Origin of the sequence: Ornithinimicrobium tianjinense, assembly GCF_014636495.1 — a bacterium.
Lineage (GTDB): Bacteria > Actinomycetota > Actinomycetes > Actinomycetales > Dermatophilaceae > Ornithinicoccus > Ornithinicoccus tianjinensis.
Genome location: NZ_BMEM01000001.1, coordinates 256594 through 274369, shown reverse-complemented (window position 1 = coordinate 274369; position 17776 = coordinate 256594). Strand labels below are relative to the sequence as shown.

Here is a 17776-nt window from a genome sequence, read left to right as displayed (position 1 = left end):
ACGATGTGTTCGCCGGTCGGGACGCCACGTAGAATCGACCCCCGTGCCGACCTACTCGTATGCCTGCAAGGACTGTGGACACGCCTTCGACATCCAGCAGGCGTTCTCCGACGACGCGCTGACGACGTGTCCCAGCTGCGGCGGCACCCTGCGCAAGGTGTTCAGCGCCGTGGGTGTGGTCTTCAAGGGTTCCGGCTTCTACCGCACCGACTCCCGGGGCTCCGGGACCTCCGCCAGCACGGTCCCCGCCACGACCTCCTCGGCGGCGAAGGACACCTCCTCCAGCTCGACCACGGCCTCCTCCTCGTCGTCCGGCTCGTCGTCCTCGGGCTCGTCGTCCACATCCGGGTCCTCGAGCTCGACGTCGTCCACAGCCTCCGCCTGAGCCGCTGACGGTATGCCGCCGCGCGCCTAGCGTCGCGGTGTGCCCCTCTTTCCTTCCTCCCCCGCCTCCGCGTCGCCGACGCGCCGGGTCCCCGCTGCCCGACCGTCCTCGCCGACAGCCCGGGCGCGGCGTCCGCGTCAGGGCCGGACGGCCGGGCCGACGGTGCGCCGGCTTGTCGCCGCCGTCCTCGCGGCCGCGGCGGTCCTGGCCGTCGGTCGGCTGGCACTGGCCCGGCCAGCCCCCGGGACCGAACCCGTGGTCGTGGCCGTCGGCCCGGTGGCCGTGGGCACCACCCTGACCCCCGCGCTGCTGGAGGTGCGGCACCTGGCGCGTGACGCCATACCGGAGGGAGCGGTCCGTGACGTGGGCTCGGCGAGCGGGCGCGCGGCCAGCTCGGTGCTGGTGCCGGGCGAGGTCGTGACCGCGAGCGACCTAGGTGGGTCCTCGCTGCTGACCGACCAGCCGGGCGGGACGCGGGGCGTCTTCCTGCCGGTGCCCGAGCCACCCCTGCTGGCGGCCCTGCGCGGCGGCGACCGGGTGGACGTCCGCTCACCCGTGGACGGGTCCCGGGTCGTCGAGGACGCGCTCGTCCTGGCTGTGCACGCCGGCGAGGACGGGGGCCTGTGGCTCGCCGTGACGGACGACGGCGCGGGCGCGCTGGCTGCCGCTCGAGGTGCCGACCCGGCCGGCGGGTCGTTGCTGGTCAGCCTGCGGAACTGAGCCCTTCCGCGGCCCGCCGACGGCCCGGACGTCTCTGCAAAATCTTGCGAGCGCCCCGCACCATCCCCTAAAGTGCTCGACGGCCCGAGCCAGAGCTGGGGCCGAATCCACACGACCCGGGCAGGCAGGGACGACAAGGCCTGCCCGGACCAGAAAGGAGAGGCCACCATGCTCAAGGGCTTCAAGGACTTCATCATGCGCGGCAACGTCATCGACCTCGCGGTCGCGGTCGTCGTCGGCGCCGCCTTCGCCGAGGTGGTGAAGGTCATCGTCAGCTCCCTGGTGACCCCGCTGCTCAACGCCGCCGGGGGCGCGCAGGCGTCGGGCCTGGGCTTCCACATCCTGGCGGGCAAGGACAACACCTACATCGACCTGGCCGCGATCATCAACGCGCTCATCGTGTTCCTGATCACCGCCGCGGTCGTCTACTTCGTGCTCGTCCTGCCGATGAACAAGTACAACGAGCGCCGCAAGGCTCGTCTGGGCATCGAGGACGAGGAGGTCGTCTCCGACGAGGTGGCCACCCTCCGCGAGATCCGCGACCTGCTCGCGGTCCGTCGCGACGTCTGAGCGACGCGACACACCTGAACAACCGGAAGGCCCCGGCACGCATCGCGTGCCGGGGCCTTCCCGCGCGCCTGGGCCGCCCGCTGCGCTGAGCATCCCGCACCCGACTCACGACCGGCTTCTGGGCTGTGAGTCGGATGCATCTGGCTCACAGCACAGAGTCCGGTCGCGAGAGGCCCGAGGGACGCCCTGGCCCGGTCAGTCCCAGTGAGGAGGGCGTTGAGCGCGGATCCACGCGTCGCGGGGGTCCTCCCGCTCGCCGGCGCCGGGCTGGTCGCGCTGGCGGACGAGGTCGTCGGAGCCGTCCGCGTCGGGATTGGTCGGGGGCGCCATGACCCGGCGGTGACGCCGGCGCGCGCGACGAGGGGGCACCGGCCGGCTCGTGGCCACCTTCTCGTCCGCCACCCTCTCGTCCGCCGCCTGCTCGTCCGCCGCCACGTGGTTCGCCGCCACGTGACTCGCCGGGTCCTCGTCCACGCTCACCGGGCGCGCTGCTCTCCGTCGCGGAGCGCCTGGAGGACCCGCGCGACCTCCTTGGCGGGATCGGTGAAGACGTCGGTGCTGCGGACCCGCAGCGGGACCCAGCCCAGCCGGGCCAGCTGGTCGTGCCGCAGCCGCAGCCCGTCGCGTCCCGGCGCGGGCTCGGGGCCGCCCCGGTGCATGTCGCCGTCCACCGCGACCGTCCACCGAGGGCTGCCCTTCTCGGACACCGCGATGTCGACCGCGTGCGGCCCGTGGCCCAGCCCCTCCATGACGTCGAGGTCCTCGGCGCGGAGCCGGCGCACCAGCTCGGCCAGCACGGCCGACCGGCTGCCCCGTCCCGGCTGCGCGTCGAAGTCCACCGCCTGGCGCACCACGTCGCGGCCGGGGCCATGGGGCCAGTGCTCGACGCGTTCGGGGGTGACCACGTCGACCGAGCGCCGGGCCGAGGCCAGCACCGAGCCCGCGCCCCGTGCGTCGGCGGCCGCGTGCGAGCCGGTCAGCCAGACGACCCGGTCCCGCACCTCGCCGGCGATCCGGCCGACCGGGCGGACGACGAGCGGCTCAAGGGTCGTCTCCCCGTCCTGAGCCACCCCGGCCAGGACCGCAGCGTCCTCGTGCCCCTCGGCAGCCGCTGCGCGGACCGCGATCGTGAGGTCCTCGACGATCTCGTCGTCGGCGAGCAGGAGCAGGCTCGCGTCCGCGTCCTGCCGCGCGTGCTCCAGGGCGAGGGACACCGCGGCCGACACCAGCTCCTGCGCCCCGCCCCGGACCACGTGCTCGACGACGGCGGGCGAGCGCCATACCCCGGGGAAGCTGTGGACCGGCACGGGCATGACCGGGGCGAGCGGGGCGACCAGCCCCTGGTCGAGAGCGCGGTAGTGCGTCTTCAGGTGGCGGACCGGCAGCACCGCGGCGGCGTCCTCCAGGAGCGAGGTGCCCTCGAACGGCTCACGCTCCTTCTCCACCCGCGGGTCCGCGACGACGGAGAAGGACGACGGCCCGGCGCCGCCGCCGTCACCGACCACGACGACCTGGCGCCCGTGCGCCAGCGTGGGGACGGTCCGCGAGGTGGCCGTCCGACCGGCACGGTCGACCACCACGACGTCGAGCATCATGTCCGGGGGCAGCACCGAGGGGACCACCAGCGGCGAGACGAGCAGCACCGGCTGCGCGGCGAGCACGACATCGGGCGCACGGCTGATCACGTCGCGGACGTCGACGGCGCCCGTGCGGGTGCCTTCCATGGCGCGCTGCCAGGCCGTGACCTGCGAGGGCTGCGCGGCGAGCGTGCGACCGAGGCGGCGAAGCACGGCGCGTCGGGCGCGGGCCGCGTTGCGCCGCAGGTGCGCGCGGTCCGCCCGACGGAAGGTGCGCTCGGCCTCGCGCACCGCCTCGACCTCCAGCTGCTGGGGCACGCCGTCGGAGCGGAGCTGGCTCAGCACCGAGGACCGGTGCACGAAGCGCACCTCCGGCCCCACGCGGTCGGCGACGATGCCGCGCCGTGCCAGGTCGTCGACCAGCTCACCGAGCCCGCGCTCGCGCAGGGGGTGCAGGAGCGGGTGCGCCGTCGCCGCGACCGACGCCCGGTCGACGCGGGCGTCGAGCATGACCAGCCGCTCGAGGACGGTGTCCAGGTGCACCGTCTGCAGGTCCTTGCCCGCGGCCGTCCCCTCGAGCACGCTCCCGAGCCAGGCCAGGTCCTCCCCGACCGGCGTGTATGCCGCGAGCGCCTCCTCCCAGCCCTCGGGCGCCGCGGGGCGGGCCGCCTTGCCGGCGACCTCCTCCCAGGCGTCGCGCTCGTCCCGGGCGAGCCGGACCCGCTGGGGCAGGTCGGGCGGCGGGGTGCCGGGTCGCAGCAGCGACCGCACCTGGCGGCGCAGGCGGGCACGGGTCACTGCGCCCGGTCGCTCGGCCACCTCCTCGCGCGCGGCGGTGGCCGCCACCATGTCGTCGAGCGGCGCGTCGTAGATGCCCGGTGCGAAGACGTCGAGGGTCTCGCTGGCCCGCGCGACGAGCGCGAGCCGCTCGCCCCACTGGCGCAGGTTGGCGGGCGGTGGCATCCCCGCGTCGCGGCAGAGGCGGTCGACCAGCTCGCGGGCCGCGGGCAGCGCCCCCGTGACCATGCGGGCGACGACCTCCTGGGCGCGGCGGGCGTCGTCGGCCGAGGTGAGGCGAGCGCCATACCAGGGGTCCTCGCCGCGGCCGCGCGCCCACGCACCCGCAGCCGCCGCCTCGATGAGGGCGTCGGTGGCCTCGGACAGCTCCTCCTCGCGGAGGGTGCGCAGGACGTCGAAGGGCAGACGGACGCGCGAGGCGGGCGGGCTGTCCAGCGCTGCGAGGTGCGCGAGGTCGTCCTCGACGGTGGCCAGCGAGAGCCCCCACGGGGCGTGCTCGTGGTGGAGCACCTCGTGCTCGCGCCGCAGCAGGGCGAGCGCCTCGGCCCGGGCCGGCAGCGGGTCGGGCCCGATCTCCGGCTCGGCCTCCCCGGGCAGGTGGTCCAGGGCGTGCCGGACCGCGTCGAGGGCGGCGCGCCCGGACGCAGGGTCCTCCGCCAGGTGCAGGCACAGGTCGCCGAGGCCGACGTGGTCGAGGCGGCGACGCACCGCCTCCAGCGCACCTCGCTCCTCCGCGGAGACCAGGACGGTGCGTCCCTCGGACAAGGAGGCGACGACGATGTTGGCGATGGTCTGGGTGGCGCCGGTGCCGGACGGGGTGTCGACGACGACGCTGGCGCCGGCGACCACCTCGTCGAGGACGAGCCGCTGCGCATGGTCGGCGTCGAGCGCCGAGAGCTCGCGCTCCGGGTCCTCGGCGCGCTCGGCGTCCGGCCCCTCGGAGGTCACCGACACGTCCGCGCCGGCGAGGGCGGCGACCACGTCGTGCGCGGCCAGGCGCTGCACGTCGCCGGTGTAGGCGGTGACGAGGGGCAGCTTGGCGGTCGGGAAGGTGCCGACGACCATCTGCGGACCGATCCCGAAGCCGGTCATCTCCCGGCAGATGTCCTCCAGCGCCTGGTAGGTCAGCCGGGGGTCGAACCCGTGGCTCTGCGCGGACAGACCGGCCAGCATCGCCGGGTCGAGGTCGAGGTGCACCTCGCTGCGCAGGTAGTGCTCGAGGACCGGGTTGAAGATGACGTCCTCGTGCAGCTCGATGACGTAGTCGCTGTGGGCCGCGTCGACGGGCCGGATCGCGCAGCCACGCAGCAGGACCGGGGCCCGGGGCGGGACGGGGACGCGGTGGAGGGTCCACGTGGCCAGGCCGATCGCGAGGTAGCCGGTCTCGACGCCGTGCTCGGTGCGCAGCTCGACGACCTTGTCCCGGATGGCGCCGATCCGACGCGCCGCGTCCAGGAACGCGACGTGCTCCCGGACCAGCTCCGAGAGCAGCGTCGGGCGGCCGGACAGCAGCTTGGCCACCCCGCCCGGGTGGGCGAGGTTGAGGTCGAAGGTGCCGGTCAGCGACGTGCGGTGCCAGAGCAGGGTGTTGGACCCTCCGAGGTCCGCGACCTGGTGACGCCAGCGAGCGCGCGCCTTCTGGACCGCCTCGACCCGGGCGGGGTCGGGCGCGTGGGCAGGGCGGCGGGAGGTCACCCCTTCAGGCTAACTACTGACCCTCGCGTCACCGTGAAGGCGCCGAGGGCGAGTGCGGCGGCCCCCGCGAGGGCGGCGAGCACGTCATACCCGAGGAAGTCCATGACGACGCCGGCGAGGGCACCGGCCGTGGCCGCCGACAGACCCATGACGAGGTCCGCCGCGCCCTGGACCGCCGCGCGCTCGCCGACCGGCACGGACCCCGCGATGGTCCCGGACCCCGCGACCATGGTGCAGGACCAGCCGAGCCCGAGCAGGACGAGCGCCGCGGTCAGCAGCGTCGACTCACCGCTGGTGGAGAAGGCGGCGAGCCCGCAGGCCAGGACGAGGACGGCCACGCCCAGGAGCACCACCCGCCGGGCGCCGATCCGGTCGGTGAGCTGGCCGGTCAGGGGCGAGAGGCCGTACATGCCGAGGATGTGCAGGCTGATGACCAGGCCGATGACCTCGATCTCGGCGTGGCCGTGCTTCATGTGGAGCGGGGTCATGACCATGACGGAGACCATGACGACGTGCCCGACCGTGAGGGCGACCGTCCCCCACAGGGCGGAGGGGGTGCGCACGATGAGCCGCAGGCCCTCGCCGACGGAACCGCGGCGGGCGGTGACAGGGACGTCCTGCTCCGCGGCGTCGGCGGCGTGGAGCCGACGCGCCAAGAGCAGCGGGTCCGGGCGCAGGGCGACCTGGAGAACCGCCGCGGCGAGCAGGAAGCCGGCGAGCGAGAAGACCCAGGCACCGGCCAGCGGCGGGATGCCGAGCCCGGCCGCGAGGCTCTTGCCGGGCCCGACCATGTTGGGGCCGAGGACCGAGCCGATCGTGGCGGCCCACACCACCCAGCTCAGCTGACGCCCGCGGCGCGCGGCCGGGGAGAGGTCGGTGGCGGCATACCTGGCCTGGCTGTTGGCGGTCGTCGAGGCACCGAAGAGGGTGGTGCCGAGCAGGAGCACGAGGAAGCTGCCGGTGGCGGTGCCGGTGATCGCCAGCGCCGCCCCCACGGTGCCGATGAGGTATGCCGTCACGAGGCCGACCCTGCGGCCGTGCCGGGCCATGAGCGCGGCGACGGGGATGGTGAACAGCGCGCCGCCGAGGACCTGGGTGGTGGTGGCCAGCCCGGACAGCGCGTCGCTGCCGCTGACGTCGGCGGCGACGATGGCGCCCACCGCGATGCCTGCCGCCACCCCGATGCCGCCGAGGGTCTGGCTGGCCATGAGCGTCGGGACGGTGCGGCGCTGGACGGTGTCAGCCTCGCGCTGGAGGGCGTCGGTCTGGGTCACCCGGCCCATTCTCGCAGCGGCGACGGCCTCCCAGCGCCTGACTCCCGCGGGGGGTGGGTCCCGGTGACACGCCGAGCGACACCGGCTCCGGCGCGCACGTGCGCGCTCGGGCCGGTCGGGACCGGCGTGTCGACGGCACGGACCGATGGGTGACCAGTGCCGTCCCGGTGCCGCGGCACATCGGTGCCCTCGGCGCGATTCGAACGCGCGACACCCGCTTTAGGAGGGCGACCGGGGTCGAAGAAGACCGCACGGCATCGGGCAATTTCCGCGTGGTTACTGGGCTGCGGTGGTGCGCCATTGTGACTGCCGGCGGGGCCGTGCGGCCCGCCGGGCACCACTGAGGCACCAGTCCGTCAGTGCGTGCTCGGCGAGCGACCGACCCATTGACCCGCACCCTAAGGCAAGTTACCTTGGGAGAGTGACGGATGATCCGATCATCGCCCCGTCCGCACTCAAACACGGACTCGGAGAAGACGACATCCTCCACGCCTACCGCAACCCCGTCCGGGTCTGGGACCTGGGCGACGGGTTCACCATGATCGTCGGCCCCAACCAGGCGGCGATCTTCTTGGAGGTCGGCTACGTCGATGGCGACCAGACCCAGGTCATCGTCCACGCGATGGTGGCCCGAGAGAAGTTCCTGAGGTGATGAACATGCCGCGCACCGTTGAAGAGATCCTGGCCCACGCCGATGAGCTGGCCGCACGGTTCGAGTCTTACGAGCCGAACCCTGACAACGAGCTGGACGCAGGTGCGGTCGCGATGCTGCGCACCGCGGTCGCCGAACGGTCAGAGGCCGAGCGTCACCTGTTCGAGGCGGTCCGCGCCGCCCGTGATTCCGGCTTGTCGTGGTCTGCGATCGGCTCCTTGGTCGGGACTACCGGTGAAGCGGCGCGCCAGCGCTACGGCGGCAAGGTCGCTTGACTGGCACAGCGCGCCGGAGGGCGCCCCTCGGCCTAGGAGCCACTGAAGCCAAAGGTGGCAGTCGCTCGCGGGCGGTATAGTTACTAGGGCGACCCAACCCAACTTGCCGGCGCGTCAGACAAGTCCTGCTTCAGCGCCTCTAGCGAGGCATAGCGGTTCGGGAATGTATCATGGGAAGACTCGTCCGACCGCACCAAACTTCCGTCAGGCTCAAACCTGTACGCCCCGACCCCTCCCACGAGAATGTAGCGTGAGGAGCCCTCAAAACGTCTCTGATGCATGAAAAACACGTAGGTGAAGCCGGGATCGAGGCGCGAAATCTCATGAGCCATGTCGCCCAACGGCAGTTGCGTGACGGGAAGATTAGCTGCACCGTCGCCCTTTAGCCACTCGGCAACATCAGCGCTCGTCGTCAGCGCGGTCAGGCCGCTTTTCCCCTCCTCGTCAGCGGGCTCCTCGATGACATCGTCCCCCATTCTGGCGACAACAATTACATCGGCACGCGCTGCCAACTCCTCGATGGACTCAACATAGAACGCACGACTCCCGCTGGATCTCGGATTGATCTGTTGGACGGTCGTCGGCGTGGCACCCCACTCTTCCGAAACAGTTTCTTCGCTCGTTGTCGAACATGCAGAGGTCAGTGCTGTAAGGAGTACGATGGGCACCGCCACGATTCTTGAGCATGACATCATTCTCTCATCTCAGACAAGAGCGTTGGCTCCGTTAATGTCGTCGGTTTGCGGTGCAATATGCCCGCAGGTGAAGTATCGGTCGCTTGAGCCATACATAATCGGTTGACCAGAGCACGAGGCACTTCCGGTGTGACCTAAGCCGATGGCGTGGCCAAGTTCGTGCACCATCACCTGCTTCTTACCGCTGGACGAGTATGAGTCGGTGTATACCCGATTCAACATCACGTTCACGGTGCCGATGGAGTGTCCATTTGCGTTGCAATCGTCAGCAGTCCAAAGACCGTCGTAGTCAGCGCTCCACACGTTATAGGCCGTCATGTAAACCTTCTCCGTCTGACCACTGGCGGCTGGTACAAAATTGACGTCACTGTTGCTATTCCACAGGCCCTTGGCGTCAACGTTCGCCGTGATGTAAACGCTTGACAGCCCAGATGCGTGACGGTAAGACGCCGTCGCAGTCCACAGACCGCACCTGCTATCTACCCAGGCGCTGGCTGGCCCGGCCGGAATAACGGTGGCTGCTACAACGCTGCCGACTATCGCTACCCCTTGCCATCGAATGACCACAACTACTCCTTCGAGGAACGCGCAGTGCCGAAGCATATGACCTACCGCAATCATTACTCTTCGGCCTCGAAGAGCGGCGTCTCGATCGCAATGTCTGATATTGTCCCATGCCCCTCGGCAGAGGCTTCTTACGGTAGCACATGTGGTCTGTCAGCGGCCACCGTCCTGTATTCGGCGTTACAGCGATGTATCGACCGTGCCCTTCCGCACTCTTGTGGTGGATACGGTCATCGTGACGGACCAAGCAGGTGGCGGGAAGTGCCGTCATGGAGTCGTTGACGCTCTGCCCGTCGTTGACTGGCTCGGAGCCTTTCGGTGGCGGCGTCTGCGGTGGCCGTAGAGGAGACGGGTGACGGTACTGCCAGTCGGCGGATGAGCCGGGACTGGTGCCTGGCTTCCTGGGGTTCTCTGGTCGGCGGCCCCGTCGGGTTCGGCTCCGTGGGTGGGATGTCGTGGGCGGCTCGCCAGATGGCGAGGTCGCCGATGAGCTGGCCGTCGACGTGCGGGGGGAGTGTGCGATGCCAGGGCACCCGGTCGGAGGTGCCCGCCCGCCGGGCTTCGTCGGCGACGCGCTGCTCCAGGTCGTCGATCCGCTGGGTGAGCCGGTCGAGGTAGTCGCTCGTGCCCGCGTCCTGCCGGAGCGCCGGTGGGACATCCGGTAGCCAGGGCAGGGGGGCGTCCCGGTGGGACGGCGAGGTGGAGCCCGCGACCCGCCAGGCGAGGGCGGCGGCGGGGTCGTCGGCCTCGGTGAGCGATTGGGTGCCGCGGTACCAGGTCGCCTCTTCCACCACCTGCTGCGGTGGTGTGCCGTCGACCCAGCGCAGCGCGAGCTGGCCCCGCAGGTGCGGGTAGGCAGGCTGCTCGGTGAGGCCGGGGATCCTCCGCTCGAGTGCGTCGTCCAGGTGCGCCATGCGCTCGTGTCCGAGGTGCTGCTGGGCCAGGACCGGTAGGGCGTCCTGGTAGGCCAGCACCGCCTGTCGTAGCAGCTGGGCGGCGTCGCCGCGCTCGACCGTGGTGGCGGACGGGGCGCGGCCGTCGCGGGCGAGGATGTCGGTGAGCATCTGACGCGGCTCCACCGTGGTGTCCGGGACCTCGGGCCCGACACCGTCCAGTGAGGCGGCAGGGGTGGCGAGGTAGAGGTGGTTGGTCTGACGCCCGCGGGAGAGCGCGACGTACAACGCCTGGCGCGACTCGGAGCCGGCGAGGACGGTGTGCGTGGTGTCGACGGTCGCGCCCTGGGCGCCGTGGATGGTGCTGGCGTACCCCAGCTGCACGTGCTCGACTACGTACCCGGCCGGCAGGGTGACGTGACCCGGCTCGCTCTCGCGCCGGGCAGAGTGGCCCTCGACCAGGACGGCACCGTCGGGGCGGACTTCGAGGACGTGCCATCGGTCACCGTTCTTGACCCAGGACCCGTCGGCGGTACGCAGACTGCGGTCGTTGCGGCGGGTGATCACGGTGTCCCCGGCGCTGGCGCGGGTGCTGTCGCTCAGGGTCACCTCGCGCCCAGGCGGCTGCCCAGTGGTGTCGAGGCGGTCGGTCCGGGCGCGCTGGTTCAGCTCGCGCACGGTGTCGCGGGTCGCGGCCAGCAGCAGGCTGGACAGCCCGGCCTGCTGGTCGGCCGCCCAGGCGGCGTACGCCGCCTCGACCACGTCCCCGGTGTCGCCGGCGTGGACCCGGTCTCGGTCGAGGTAGTGCTCCAGCGCGGTGGGGTCGCCGTCGCGGATCGCGAGGGTGGCGGTGCCTTCGGCGGGGTCGGTGAACCGGTGCAGCTCGGTCAGCGTGGCGGTGGTGCCGTGCGCGTAGCCCTGCTCAGCCAGGTCCCGGAAGATCCCGCCGGCCGCGACTGCGGCCAGCTGCTGGTCGTCCCCGACCAGGCGCACGCTGCCACCGGCGTCGACCACGTGGCGGACCACGGCCGCGAGGTTCCGGGTGCCGGCCATCCCGGCCTCGTCGATCAGCACCAACGTCCCTGGGCCGATCGCTCCACCTACGGCAGTCGTCGTGCTCGTTCCCGGTGAAGCACCTGCGACGGTGGTCTGGTGGAGGTACTTGGCAAGGGTGTCGGCATGGATGCCGGTGGCGTGGCCGAGCTCCTCGGCCGCGACCGCCGTGGGTGCCAATCCGAGGACGGTGCCGCCGGAGGTCTCCCAGGCCCGGGCGAGGACGCGTAGGGCGGCGGTCTTGCCGGCGCCGGCCGGGGCGAGGGCGACCTGCACCCGGCACCCGCTCGTGGCCAGGGTGCGGACCATCGCCGTCTGCGACCGGTCTAGGCTCGGACCGTCCGCAGACTGGGCGGCCAGCACGTCCTCCACGACGACTGGGTCTGCCTGGCGGCCGTCGCGCCGCAACCCCAGGGCGAGGAGCTCGTCCTCGGCGGCCAGGATTGCCCGGGAGGTGTAGGCCTGGCTGCCGTGAACGACGTGGGCGGACTGGCCGTCCGGGCGGCGCAGCACCTCCGGCTCACCCAGCTCCGGTGGCACCCCGACGGGCACCGAGAAGCGGTGCAGGACCCAGCGTTCGACCTCACGCGCGTGTTCTTCGATCCGGGCGAGGGGGACCTGGGCGGTGCGGAGCTGGCGCAGCGTCTCGGCCCGCACGTGCCACACCTGCCACGTCGCCCGCGACCCCTCCAGCACCTTTACGACGCGGGCGGCGAGGAGCTGGGGGCGCACGCCCCCACCCCTGAGCGCAGGTATGCGTCCCTGGAGCGTCTCCACCCGCTGACCTGCGGCAATACGAACGTCTCCACCACGCTCCCGGGTGCGTCCCCACCCCGCCCCCACCGCACTGGCGACCATCTCCTCCGGGCTGCGTCCCGCGGGGGAGAGGACGGCGGTGGCCTGCGCCCGCCAGGTCTGGCGTTGCTCGGCCTCCGAGCGGGGTTCGTGCTTGCCCGGGCGGGTCTCCAGGTTCGCCTGCTGCGCCAGCGCCAGCGACTCGACAGTCGTGGGATTCCGGCCGTGGTCGGCCCGGAAGGTGGCGGCGAGCTCGCGCTGGCGGGTCTCGATCGCCTGCCGACGGGACGACCACGCGTCCAGCAGGGCCGGGTCTATGCCGTCGATCTCGCGCACCGCCCGCTTGCCCTCCGGTGACGGACGCTCGCTGAAGCGGACGTCGAGCCGGTCGACGAGCCCGGCTTCGAGGTGGGTGTTGTAGTGCTCGGAGGCCATGACCTTGGCCTTGAAGAGCATCCGTCCGTCGAGGGTGAGCCAGCGGCCGCCCTCCTCGGGCAGGGACTGGACCTTGTTGGAGACGACGACGTGGGTGTGCAGGTCCGGGTCGCCGGTGCGTGAGTCGCGGTGGTCGAAGGCTGCTGCGATGAGGCCGGTGACGGGCACCTGGCGGATGCCGCCCTTGCCGACCCGGGTGTACGCGACCTCGGCCTCGAGCATCGCCAGCGTGGCGCGGACCGCGTCCTGGTGCGCGGCTTCCACCTGCCGGGCGACCTCCGGAGTGGCGAGGGCCCACAGGGCCGAGACCGACTTCACCGGGGAGAACGTCAGGTCGAACCCTGCAACCGGCACCTGCGCCGGCCGTGACGCCCTGGCGATGAACCTGGTCAGTTCGCCCTCGTCCACGGGTGCGCGGCCGTGGCGCTGCTCGAACGCCTCCAGGGCGACCCGGGTGCGGATCGCTGCCCGCTCCTGCGCCGGGATGGAGGCGTTCCACGGCAGGCCCCGTGAGGTGTTGTGCTCGCTGAAGGCCCGGGCCGTGACCTGGCGCAGGGTCGTGGCGTCGAAGGTCGGGAACGCCCGGCCCAGCGCGCCCCACCCGTTCGCGGTCGCCCCGGGCTCGTCGGAGCGTGGGTAGCGACCCTGACCGAAGAGCAGCTTCATCTGCTCCTCGGTCACCACGTCCCCGACGGCGAGGTCGAGCCCGGCGAGGCCGGTGCCCAGCCACCGACCCGGCGCCTCGCCCTTCTCCTCGTAGTAGGAGGCGAGGCCGGCCTGCCGGCTCTCGGTGGCATCGTGAGCGGCGACCTGCTTCGTCAGGTACGTGTACCCGCTCCCTGCGGCGAGCTTGTGCAACGTCATCACGCTTATACAAAGCGGACGAGCGAGGCCCAGGGTCTCACCACGGCGACCGAGTGCACCGGGTGTGTCCTGGATCTGCCTCGGCAGATCCTTATGGGGCGGGGACGCGGTCAGAGGTGCGGATTTGGTGGTCGGGGACGCGCTGGGTCGGCGGGTGGGGCTGTCCACAGGCTTGGGGGAGGGTCGTGCGTCGGACGAGAAGAAGTGACTGAATGAAGAGGCACCGTGAGTCCCTGGGGTGGGTCTCGACGCTTTAGGGGACACAGCGGTTCTTCGCTGATCACGAGTGAACGGAAGGAAAGATCATGTCTCAGACCGTCAGCCCCATCGAGCTCCTCACCGTCGAGGAGGCCGCTCGCTGGTGCCACATCTCCCCGAACACCTTGAACTACCTGCGGGTCCAGCGCCGGTTCGCCCCCGCCATCCGGATCTGGCGGCGGGTCTTCTTCACGCCCTCTGACCTCAACGACTGGCTGGAGGCCCAGCGTGAGGAGCCGGAGTGATCCAGAAGCGGGGCAGGCGCTACCGCGTCCAGGTCAAGCACCGGGGCATCGTCGTCGCCGACCGGTCGTTCGAGCGCCGCACCGACGCGCTGGTCTGGGAGCGCGAGCAGAAGCAGCTCATCCTCATGGGCGACTTCGTGCCTCCCTCGGCCGGCCGGGTCACGGTGGCCCAGCTGGCCAAGACCTACCTCGAGGCCAGGCGCGACCAGGTCTCGGTCCGCGCCTGGGAGTCCGACGAGAGCGCCCTGCGTGTCCACATCGTGCCGGCGCTGGGGCATCGCCCCATCGGGTCCGTCAACCGCGTCCACATCGAGCGCTTCCTGGGCACGGTCGCGAGCACTCGGTCGGTGGGAACGGCGGCACGCGTGCGGACGACCCTACGAGGGTTGTTCGACTACGCCGTGCGGTCACGGGTCATCCGCGATTCCCCAGCGGCGGCGGTCCGGCTGCCCCGCCCGGACTCCGGCGGCCGCCGCGGGGAGTTCAGGCCCTTCACGATGGACGAGTTGCTGGCCGTGGTGGAGGAGCAGCGCCAGCACGCAGGCGCCCAGGCGGACGTCACGCTGTTCCTCGGGCTGACCGGGCTCCGCTTCGGCGAGCTGCGCGGTCTTCGAGCCCGGGACGTCACCAACGTTCCCTACCCGGCGGTCGTCGTCGCCAGGTCGCTGCCTCAGTCCGGGCGCACCGGCAAGGTGATCGAGCGCACCAGCACCAAGAGCGGGCGCAGCCGGATAGTGCCGCTGCTCTCGCTGGCGCTTCCGTTGGTCAAGGCACGTGTTGAGGGACTGGGCCCCGACGAGCTGCTCTTCCCGGCCAGCCAGGGTGGATACCTGCACGCCCAGAACTGGCGGCGCGCTGTTCGGTGGAACGAGACGACCGACGGCCGCCGGCCGCACGACCTCCGGCACACGGCTGCCAGCCTGTGGATCGCGGCCGGCGTGGACATCAAGACCATCGCGGTCTGGCTCGGTCACAGCTCCACGAAGCTGACGCTGGACACCTACGGGCACCTCATGGGCACCGACGCCGAGCGGGCCGCCATCGAGCGGATCAACCGCGCCTTCGGGCACCAATCAGGCACCAGTCCGGGCCAAACCTCAGGCCGACCACTGCCACTGCAGACGGGAGAAGGCATCTGAACTGCAGAAACACAAAGTGCCCCCGGCAGGATTCGAACCTGCGACACCCGCTTTAGGAGAGCGGTGCTCTATCCCCTGAGCTACGAGGGCGTGCCCGGCGTGGCGCCGGACGCAAGGAACATCGTCTCATGACCCCGGGCCGGCTCCTGCGGACACCTGCAGCCGCAGTTCTGCCCTGCGAGAGTGGAGGTATGGCGACGCACACCTACGAGCTCTCCGTCACCTGGACCGGGAACACCGGGACAGGGACGTCCGGCTACCGCGACTACGGGAGGGGGGTGCTGGCCCGCAGCGAGGGGCGGCCCGACCTCGAGCTCTCCGCCGACCGGCCGTTCCGCGGCGACGCGGCCCGGTGGAACCCCGAGGTCCTCCTGCTGGCCGCGCTGAGCGAGTGCCACCTGCTCTCGCTGCTCCACGTCGCGGTCACGCACGGGGTGACGGTCACGGCATACCAGGACCGGCCCCTGGGCTGGATGGAGCAGGAGGGGATCGGCGGGCGTTTCACCCGCGTCCTGCTGCGCCCGACGGTGACAGTGACGGAGGCGGCGCACGTCAGGCTCATGCCGCAGCTGCACGAGGAGGCCAACCGGGCCTGCTTCATCGCCTCGTCGGTGAACTTCCCCGTGGAGCACGAGGTCGAGACCCTCGTCGCCACGTCCGAAGGAATACCCCCCAGGGGTATGCGGTTGGAGCAGATATGAGCGAGCACCAGCACCACGGAGCGGGGCACGTGCCCCCCATGCCAACCGTCCAGGACGCTGCGGAGAAGGACCCCAGTGACGCGCACGCCGGTCACGACGCGCACGCCGGTCACGACGCGCACGCCGGTCACGACGCGCACTCAAGTCACGACGCGCACGCGGGTCACGGTGGTCATGGCGACCACGTAGGTCAGTTCCGTCGGCTGTTCTGGATCATGCTCGCCCTCGCGGTGCCGGTGGTCACCTTCAGCCCGATGTTCGCGGACCTGGTCGGCTACGAGCTCCCGCACGACGGCTGGACGACGTGGATCTCGCCGGTGCTGGGGTCTGTCGTCTACCTCTGGGGAGGCCGGCCGTTCCTGACGGGCGCGATCTCCGAGATCCGCTCCCGCAAGCCGGGCATGATGCTGCTGATCGGCCTGGCCATCACGGTCGCCTTCGTCGCGTCGGTCGGCGCCAGCCTCGGCGTGCTGCACCACGAGCTGGACTTCTGGTGGGAGCTCACCCTGCTGGTCGTCATCATGCTTCTCGGGCACTGGATCGAGATGCGCTCGCTCGCGCAGACCACGTCGGCCCTGGACTCCCTGGCGGCGTTGCTGCCCGACGAGGCCGAGCGCGTCGAGGGCGATCAGGTCGTCCGCGTCGCTCCGGCCGACCTGCAGATGGGCGATGTCGTGCTGGTGCGCCCGGGCGGGTCGGTCCCGGCGGACGGACGCGTCGTGCAGGGCAGCGCGAGCATGGACGAGTCCATGGTGACCGGAGAGTCGGTGACCGTGCGGCGCCAGGTCGGCGACCCGGTCGTCGCGGGCACCGTCGCCACTGACTCGGGCCTGCGTGTGGAGGTCACGGCCACCGGCGACGAGACCACCCTCGCCGGCATCCAGCGGCTGGTGGCTGACGCCCAGAGCTCGTCGTCGCGCGCCCAGCGGCTCGCCGACCGCGCCGCCGGCTGGCTGTTCTGGTTCGCCCTGGTCGCCGCAGGCGTCACCGCGGTGGTCTGGAGCCTGGTAGGTCTGCCGGACAGCGCGGTGGTGCGGGCGATCACGGTCCTCGTCATCGCCTGCCCCCACGCCCTCGGGCTCGCCATCCCGCTCGTCGTCTCGATCGCGACCGAGCGCGCGGCCCGTGGGGGCGTGCTCGTCAAGGACCGGCTGGCCCTGGAGCGGATGCGCACCGTCGAGGCGGTCCTCTTCGACAAGACGGGCACGCTGACCAAGGGCGAGCCGGCCGTCACGGCCACCGAGCCGGTGGACGGGCGCACGGTGGAGGAGATCCTCGCGCTGGCCGCCGCGGCCGAGAGCGACAGCGAGCACCCGCTCGCGCGGGCCATCGTGGCCGCGGCACAGAGCAGCGGGCTGAGCATCCTGGACTCCAGCGGATTCACCTCCTCCCCCGCCGTGGGTGTCACGGCCACGGTGGAGGGCCGCACGGTCCGGGTGGGTGGCCCCTACCTGCTCGCCGAGCACGAGGCTGAGGAGCTGCCGGTGGCGCAGGCCTGGCACGCGGAGGGTGCCACGGTCCTCCACGTGGTGGTCGACGGCGAGGTGGTCGGGGCCCTGCGGGTCGCCGACGAGATCCGCCCGGAGTCGCGCGAGGCGGTCGAGGCCCTGCACACGCTCGGGGTCCAGGTCGTCATGATCACCGGCGACGCGCAGCCCGTGGCCGAGGCGGTGGCGCGTGAGCTGGGCATCGACCGCGTCTTCGCGGGGGTCCGTCCCGAGGACAAGTCCGCCAAGGTCGCCCAGCTGCAGCGCGAGGGTCTGTCGGTGGCGTTCGTCGGCGACGGCGTCAACGACGCTCCCGCATTGGCCCAGGCCGACGTCGGCATCGCGATCGGTGCCGGGACGGACGTGGCGATCGCCTCCGCGGGCGTCATCCTCGCCAGCTCCGACCCCCGTTCGGTGCTGTCGGTCATGGAGCTGTCGCGGGCCAGCTACCGCAAGATGAAGCAGAACCTGTGGTGGGCCGCCGGCTACAACCTGGCCGCCGTGCCGCTCGCTGCAGGCATCCTGGCCCCGGTGGGGTTCGTCCTGCCGATGAGCGTGGGCGCGATGCTGATGTCGGTCTCGACCGTGGTGGTCGCGCTCAACGCCCAGCTGCTGCGACGTCTGGACCTGCGCCCCGAGGTCAGCGCGCGGGAGATCCTGTCGAGCTGACCGGGCGGCGGCCCCTGCACCGGCCCCTCCCG

15 protein-coding genes, 1 tRNA gene and 1 pseudogene are annotated in these 17776 nt (G+C 71.7%); 9 read left to right on the top strand and 8 right to left on the bottom strand.

Annotation, left to right across the window (positions count from 1 at the left end; genetic code table 11):
• Window positions 1-43: 43 nt before the first annotated feature.
• Window positions 44-184 (top strand): annotated as a pseudogene (locus IEV65_RS15880) (FmdB family zinc ribbon protein); the annotation flags it as partial.
• 14 nt (window positions 185-198) lie between these two features.
• Here IEV65_RS15880 and IEV65_RS15875 read toward each other — a convergent pair.
• Entirely contained in the window at window positions 199-372 is a 174-nt protein-coding gene (locus tag IEV65_RS15875; protein WP_308642565.1) for a hypothetical protein, read from the bottom strand.
• Between the two features lie 52 nt (window positions 373-424).
• Here IEV65_RS15875 and IEV65_RS01300 point away from each other — a divergent pair, with 52 nt between their 5' ends.
• Window positions 425-1105, top strand: a complete 681-nt coding sequence (locus IEV65_RS01300; protein WP_188427806.1) for an SAF domain-containing protein — start codon at window positions 425-427, stop codon at window positions 1103-1105.
• A gap of 168 nt (window positions 1106-1273) precedes the next feature.
• Complete coding sequence (mscL, locus tag IEV65_RS01295) at window positions 1274-1675, top strand: large conductance mechanosensitive channel protein MscL (RefSeq protein WP_188427805.1); 402 nt, start codon at window positions 1274-1276, stop codon at window positions 1673-1675.
• Window positions 1676-1870: 195 nt separating this feature from the next.
• On the opposite strand, the gene IEV65_RS01290 is transcribed toward mscL, so the two are convergent.
• Genes IEV65_RS01290 through IEV65_RS01280 form a run of 3 tightly spaced genes read right to left on the bottom strand, consistent with a single transcriptional unit; the run spans window position 1871 to window position 7019 of the window.
• Window positions 1871-2155, bottom strand: a complete 285-nt coding sequence (locus IEV65_RS01290) for a hypothetical protein (RefSeq protein WP_188427804.1) — start codon at window positions 2153-2155, stop codon at window positions 1871-1873.
• Entirely contained in the window at window positions 2152-5745 is a 3594-nt protein-coding gene (locus tag IEV65_RS01285; protein WP_188427803.1) for a PDDEXK-like endonuclease domain-containing protein, read from the bottom strand. The genes IEV65_RS01290 and IEV65_RS01285 overlap by 4 nt, the downstream gene beginning before the upstream one ends.
• Window positions 5742-7019: an MFS transporter gene (locus IEV65_RS01280; protein ID WP_229734773.1), complete on the bottom strand. Its 1278-nt coding sequence runs from the start codon at window positions 7017-7019 to the stop codon at window positions 5742-5744. Before IEV65_RS01280 ends, IEV65_RS01285 begins: the two co-directional genes overlap by 4 nt.
• A 421-nt stretch (window positions 7020-7440) precedes the next feature.
• Between IEV65_RS01280 and IEV65_RS01275 the strand changes: the two genes are divergently transcribed.
• Window positions 7441-7671, top strand: a complete 231-nt coding sequence (locus IEV65_RS01275; protein ID WP_188427801.1) for a hypothetical protein — start codon at window positions 7441-7443, stop codon at window positions 7669-7671.
• A gap of 5 nt (window positions 7672-7676) precedes the next feature.
• Window positions 7677-7946, top strand: a complete 270-nt coding sequence (locus tag IEV65_RS01270; protein WP_229734772.1) for a hypothetical protein — start codon at window positions 7677-7679, stop codon at window positions 7944-7946.
• An 83-nt stretch (window positions 7947-8029) separates the two neighbouring features.
• On the opposite strand, the gene IEV65_RS01265 is transcribed toward IEV65_RS01270, so the two are convergent.
• The 3 genes from IEV65_RS01265 to mobF all read right to left on the bottom strand — a co-directional run bounded on the left by IEV65_RS01265 (window position 8030) and on the right by mobF (window position 13245).
• Window positions 8030-8620 carry a hypothetical protein gene (locus tag IEV65_RS01265; RefSeq protein ID WP_188427800.1) on the bottom strand — a complete coding sequence of 197 codons (591 nt, stop codon included), beginning with the start codon at window positions 8618-8620 and terminating at the stop codon, window positions 8030-8032.
• 30 nt (window positions 8621-8650) lie between these two features.
• Window positions 8651-8959, bottom strand: a complete 309-nt coding sequence (locus IEV65_RS01260) for a matrixin family metalloprotease (RefSeq protein ID WP_188427799.1) — start codon at window positions 8957-8959, stop codon at window positions 8651-8653.
• Window positions 8960-9435: 476 nt separating this feature from the next.
• The gene (mobF, locus tag IEV65_RS01255) at window positions 9436-13245 is read right to left on the bottom strand and encodes a MobF family relaxase (RefSeq protein ID WP_188427798.1); all 3810 of its coding nucleotides are present in this window, start codon (window positions 13243-13245) and stop codon (window positions 9436-9438) included.
• Window positions 13246-13550: 305 nt separating this feature from the next.
• Here mobF and IEV65_RS01250 point away from each other — a divergent pair, with 305 nt between their 5' ends.
• Complete coding sequence (locus IEV65_RS01250) at window positions 13551-13748, top strand: helix-turn-helix domain-containing protein (RefSeq protein ID WP_188427797.1); 198 nt, start codon at window positions 13551-13553, stop codon at window positions 13746-13748.
• Entirely contained in the window at window positions 13745-14887 is a 1143-nt protein-coding gene (locus IEV65_RS01245; RefSeq protein ID WP_188427796.1) for a tyrosine-type recombinase/integrase, read from the top strand. The genes IEV65_RS01250 and IEV65_RS01245 overlap by 4 nt, the downstream gene beginning before the upstream one ends.
• A gap of 17 nt (window positions 14888-14904) precedes the next feature.
• Here the strand turns inward: IEV65_RS01245 and IEV65_RS01240 are convergent.
• A tRNA-Arg gene (locus IEV65_RS01240) sits at window positions 14905-14977 on the bottom strand.
• A 101-nt stretch (window positions 14978-15078) separates the two neighbouring features.
• On the opposite strand from IEV65_RS01240, the gene IEV65_RS01235 reads away from it, so the two are divergent.
• Complete coding sequence (locus tag IEV65_RS01235) at window positions 15079-15588, top strand: OsmC family protein (protein WP_188427795.1); 510 nt, start codon at window positions 15079-15081, stop codon at window positions 15586-15588.
• Between the two features lie 38 nt (window positions 15589-15626).
• On the top strand, window positions 15627-17744 hold the full coding sequence (locus IEV65_RS01230) for a heavy metal translocating P-type ATPase (RefSeq protein ID WP_229734771.1): 2118 nt from the start codon (window positions 15627-15629) through the stop codon (window positions 17742-17744).
• Window positions 17745-17776: the final 32 nt, after the last annotated feature.

What these genes read in the sequence shown, in the direction of transcription:
- IEV65_RS01250 (WP_188427797.1), top strand. Translation starts at nt 13,551, where the DNA reads ATGTCTCAGACCGTCAGCCCCATCGAGCTCCTCACCGTCGAGGAGGCC.
- IEV65_RS01270 (WP_229734772.1), top strand. Translation starts at nt 7,677, where the DNA reads ATGCCGCGCACCGTTGAAGAGATCCTGGCCCACGCCGATGAGCTGGCC.
- IEV65_RS01260 (WP_188427799.1), bottom strand. Translation starts at nt 8,959, where the DNA reads ATGACGGCCTATAACGTGTGGAGCGCTGACTACGACGGTCTTTGGACT.
- IEV65_RS01230 (WP_229734771.1), top strand. Translation starts at nt 15,627, where the DNA reads ATGCCAACCGTCCAGGACGCTGCGGAGAAGGACCCCAGTGACGCGCAC.
- mscL (WP_188427805.1), top strand. Translation starts at nt 1,274, where the DNA reads ATGCTCAAGGGCTTCAAGGACTTCATCATGCGCGGCAACGTCATCGAC.
- mobF (WP_188427798.1), bottom strand. Translation starts at nt 13,245, where the DNA reads ATGACGTTGCACAAGCTCGCCGCAGGGAGCGGGTACACGTACCTGACG.
- IEV65_RS01235 (WP_188427795.1), top strand. Translation starts at nt 15,079, where the DNA reads ATGGCGACGCACACCTACGAGCTCTCCGTCACCTGGACCGGGAACACC.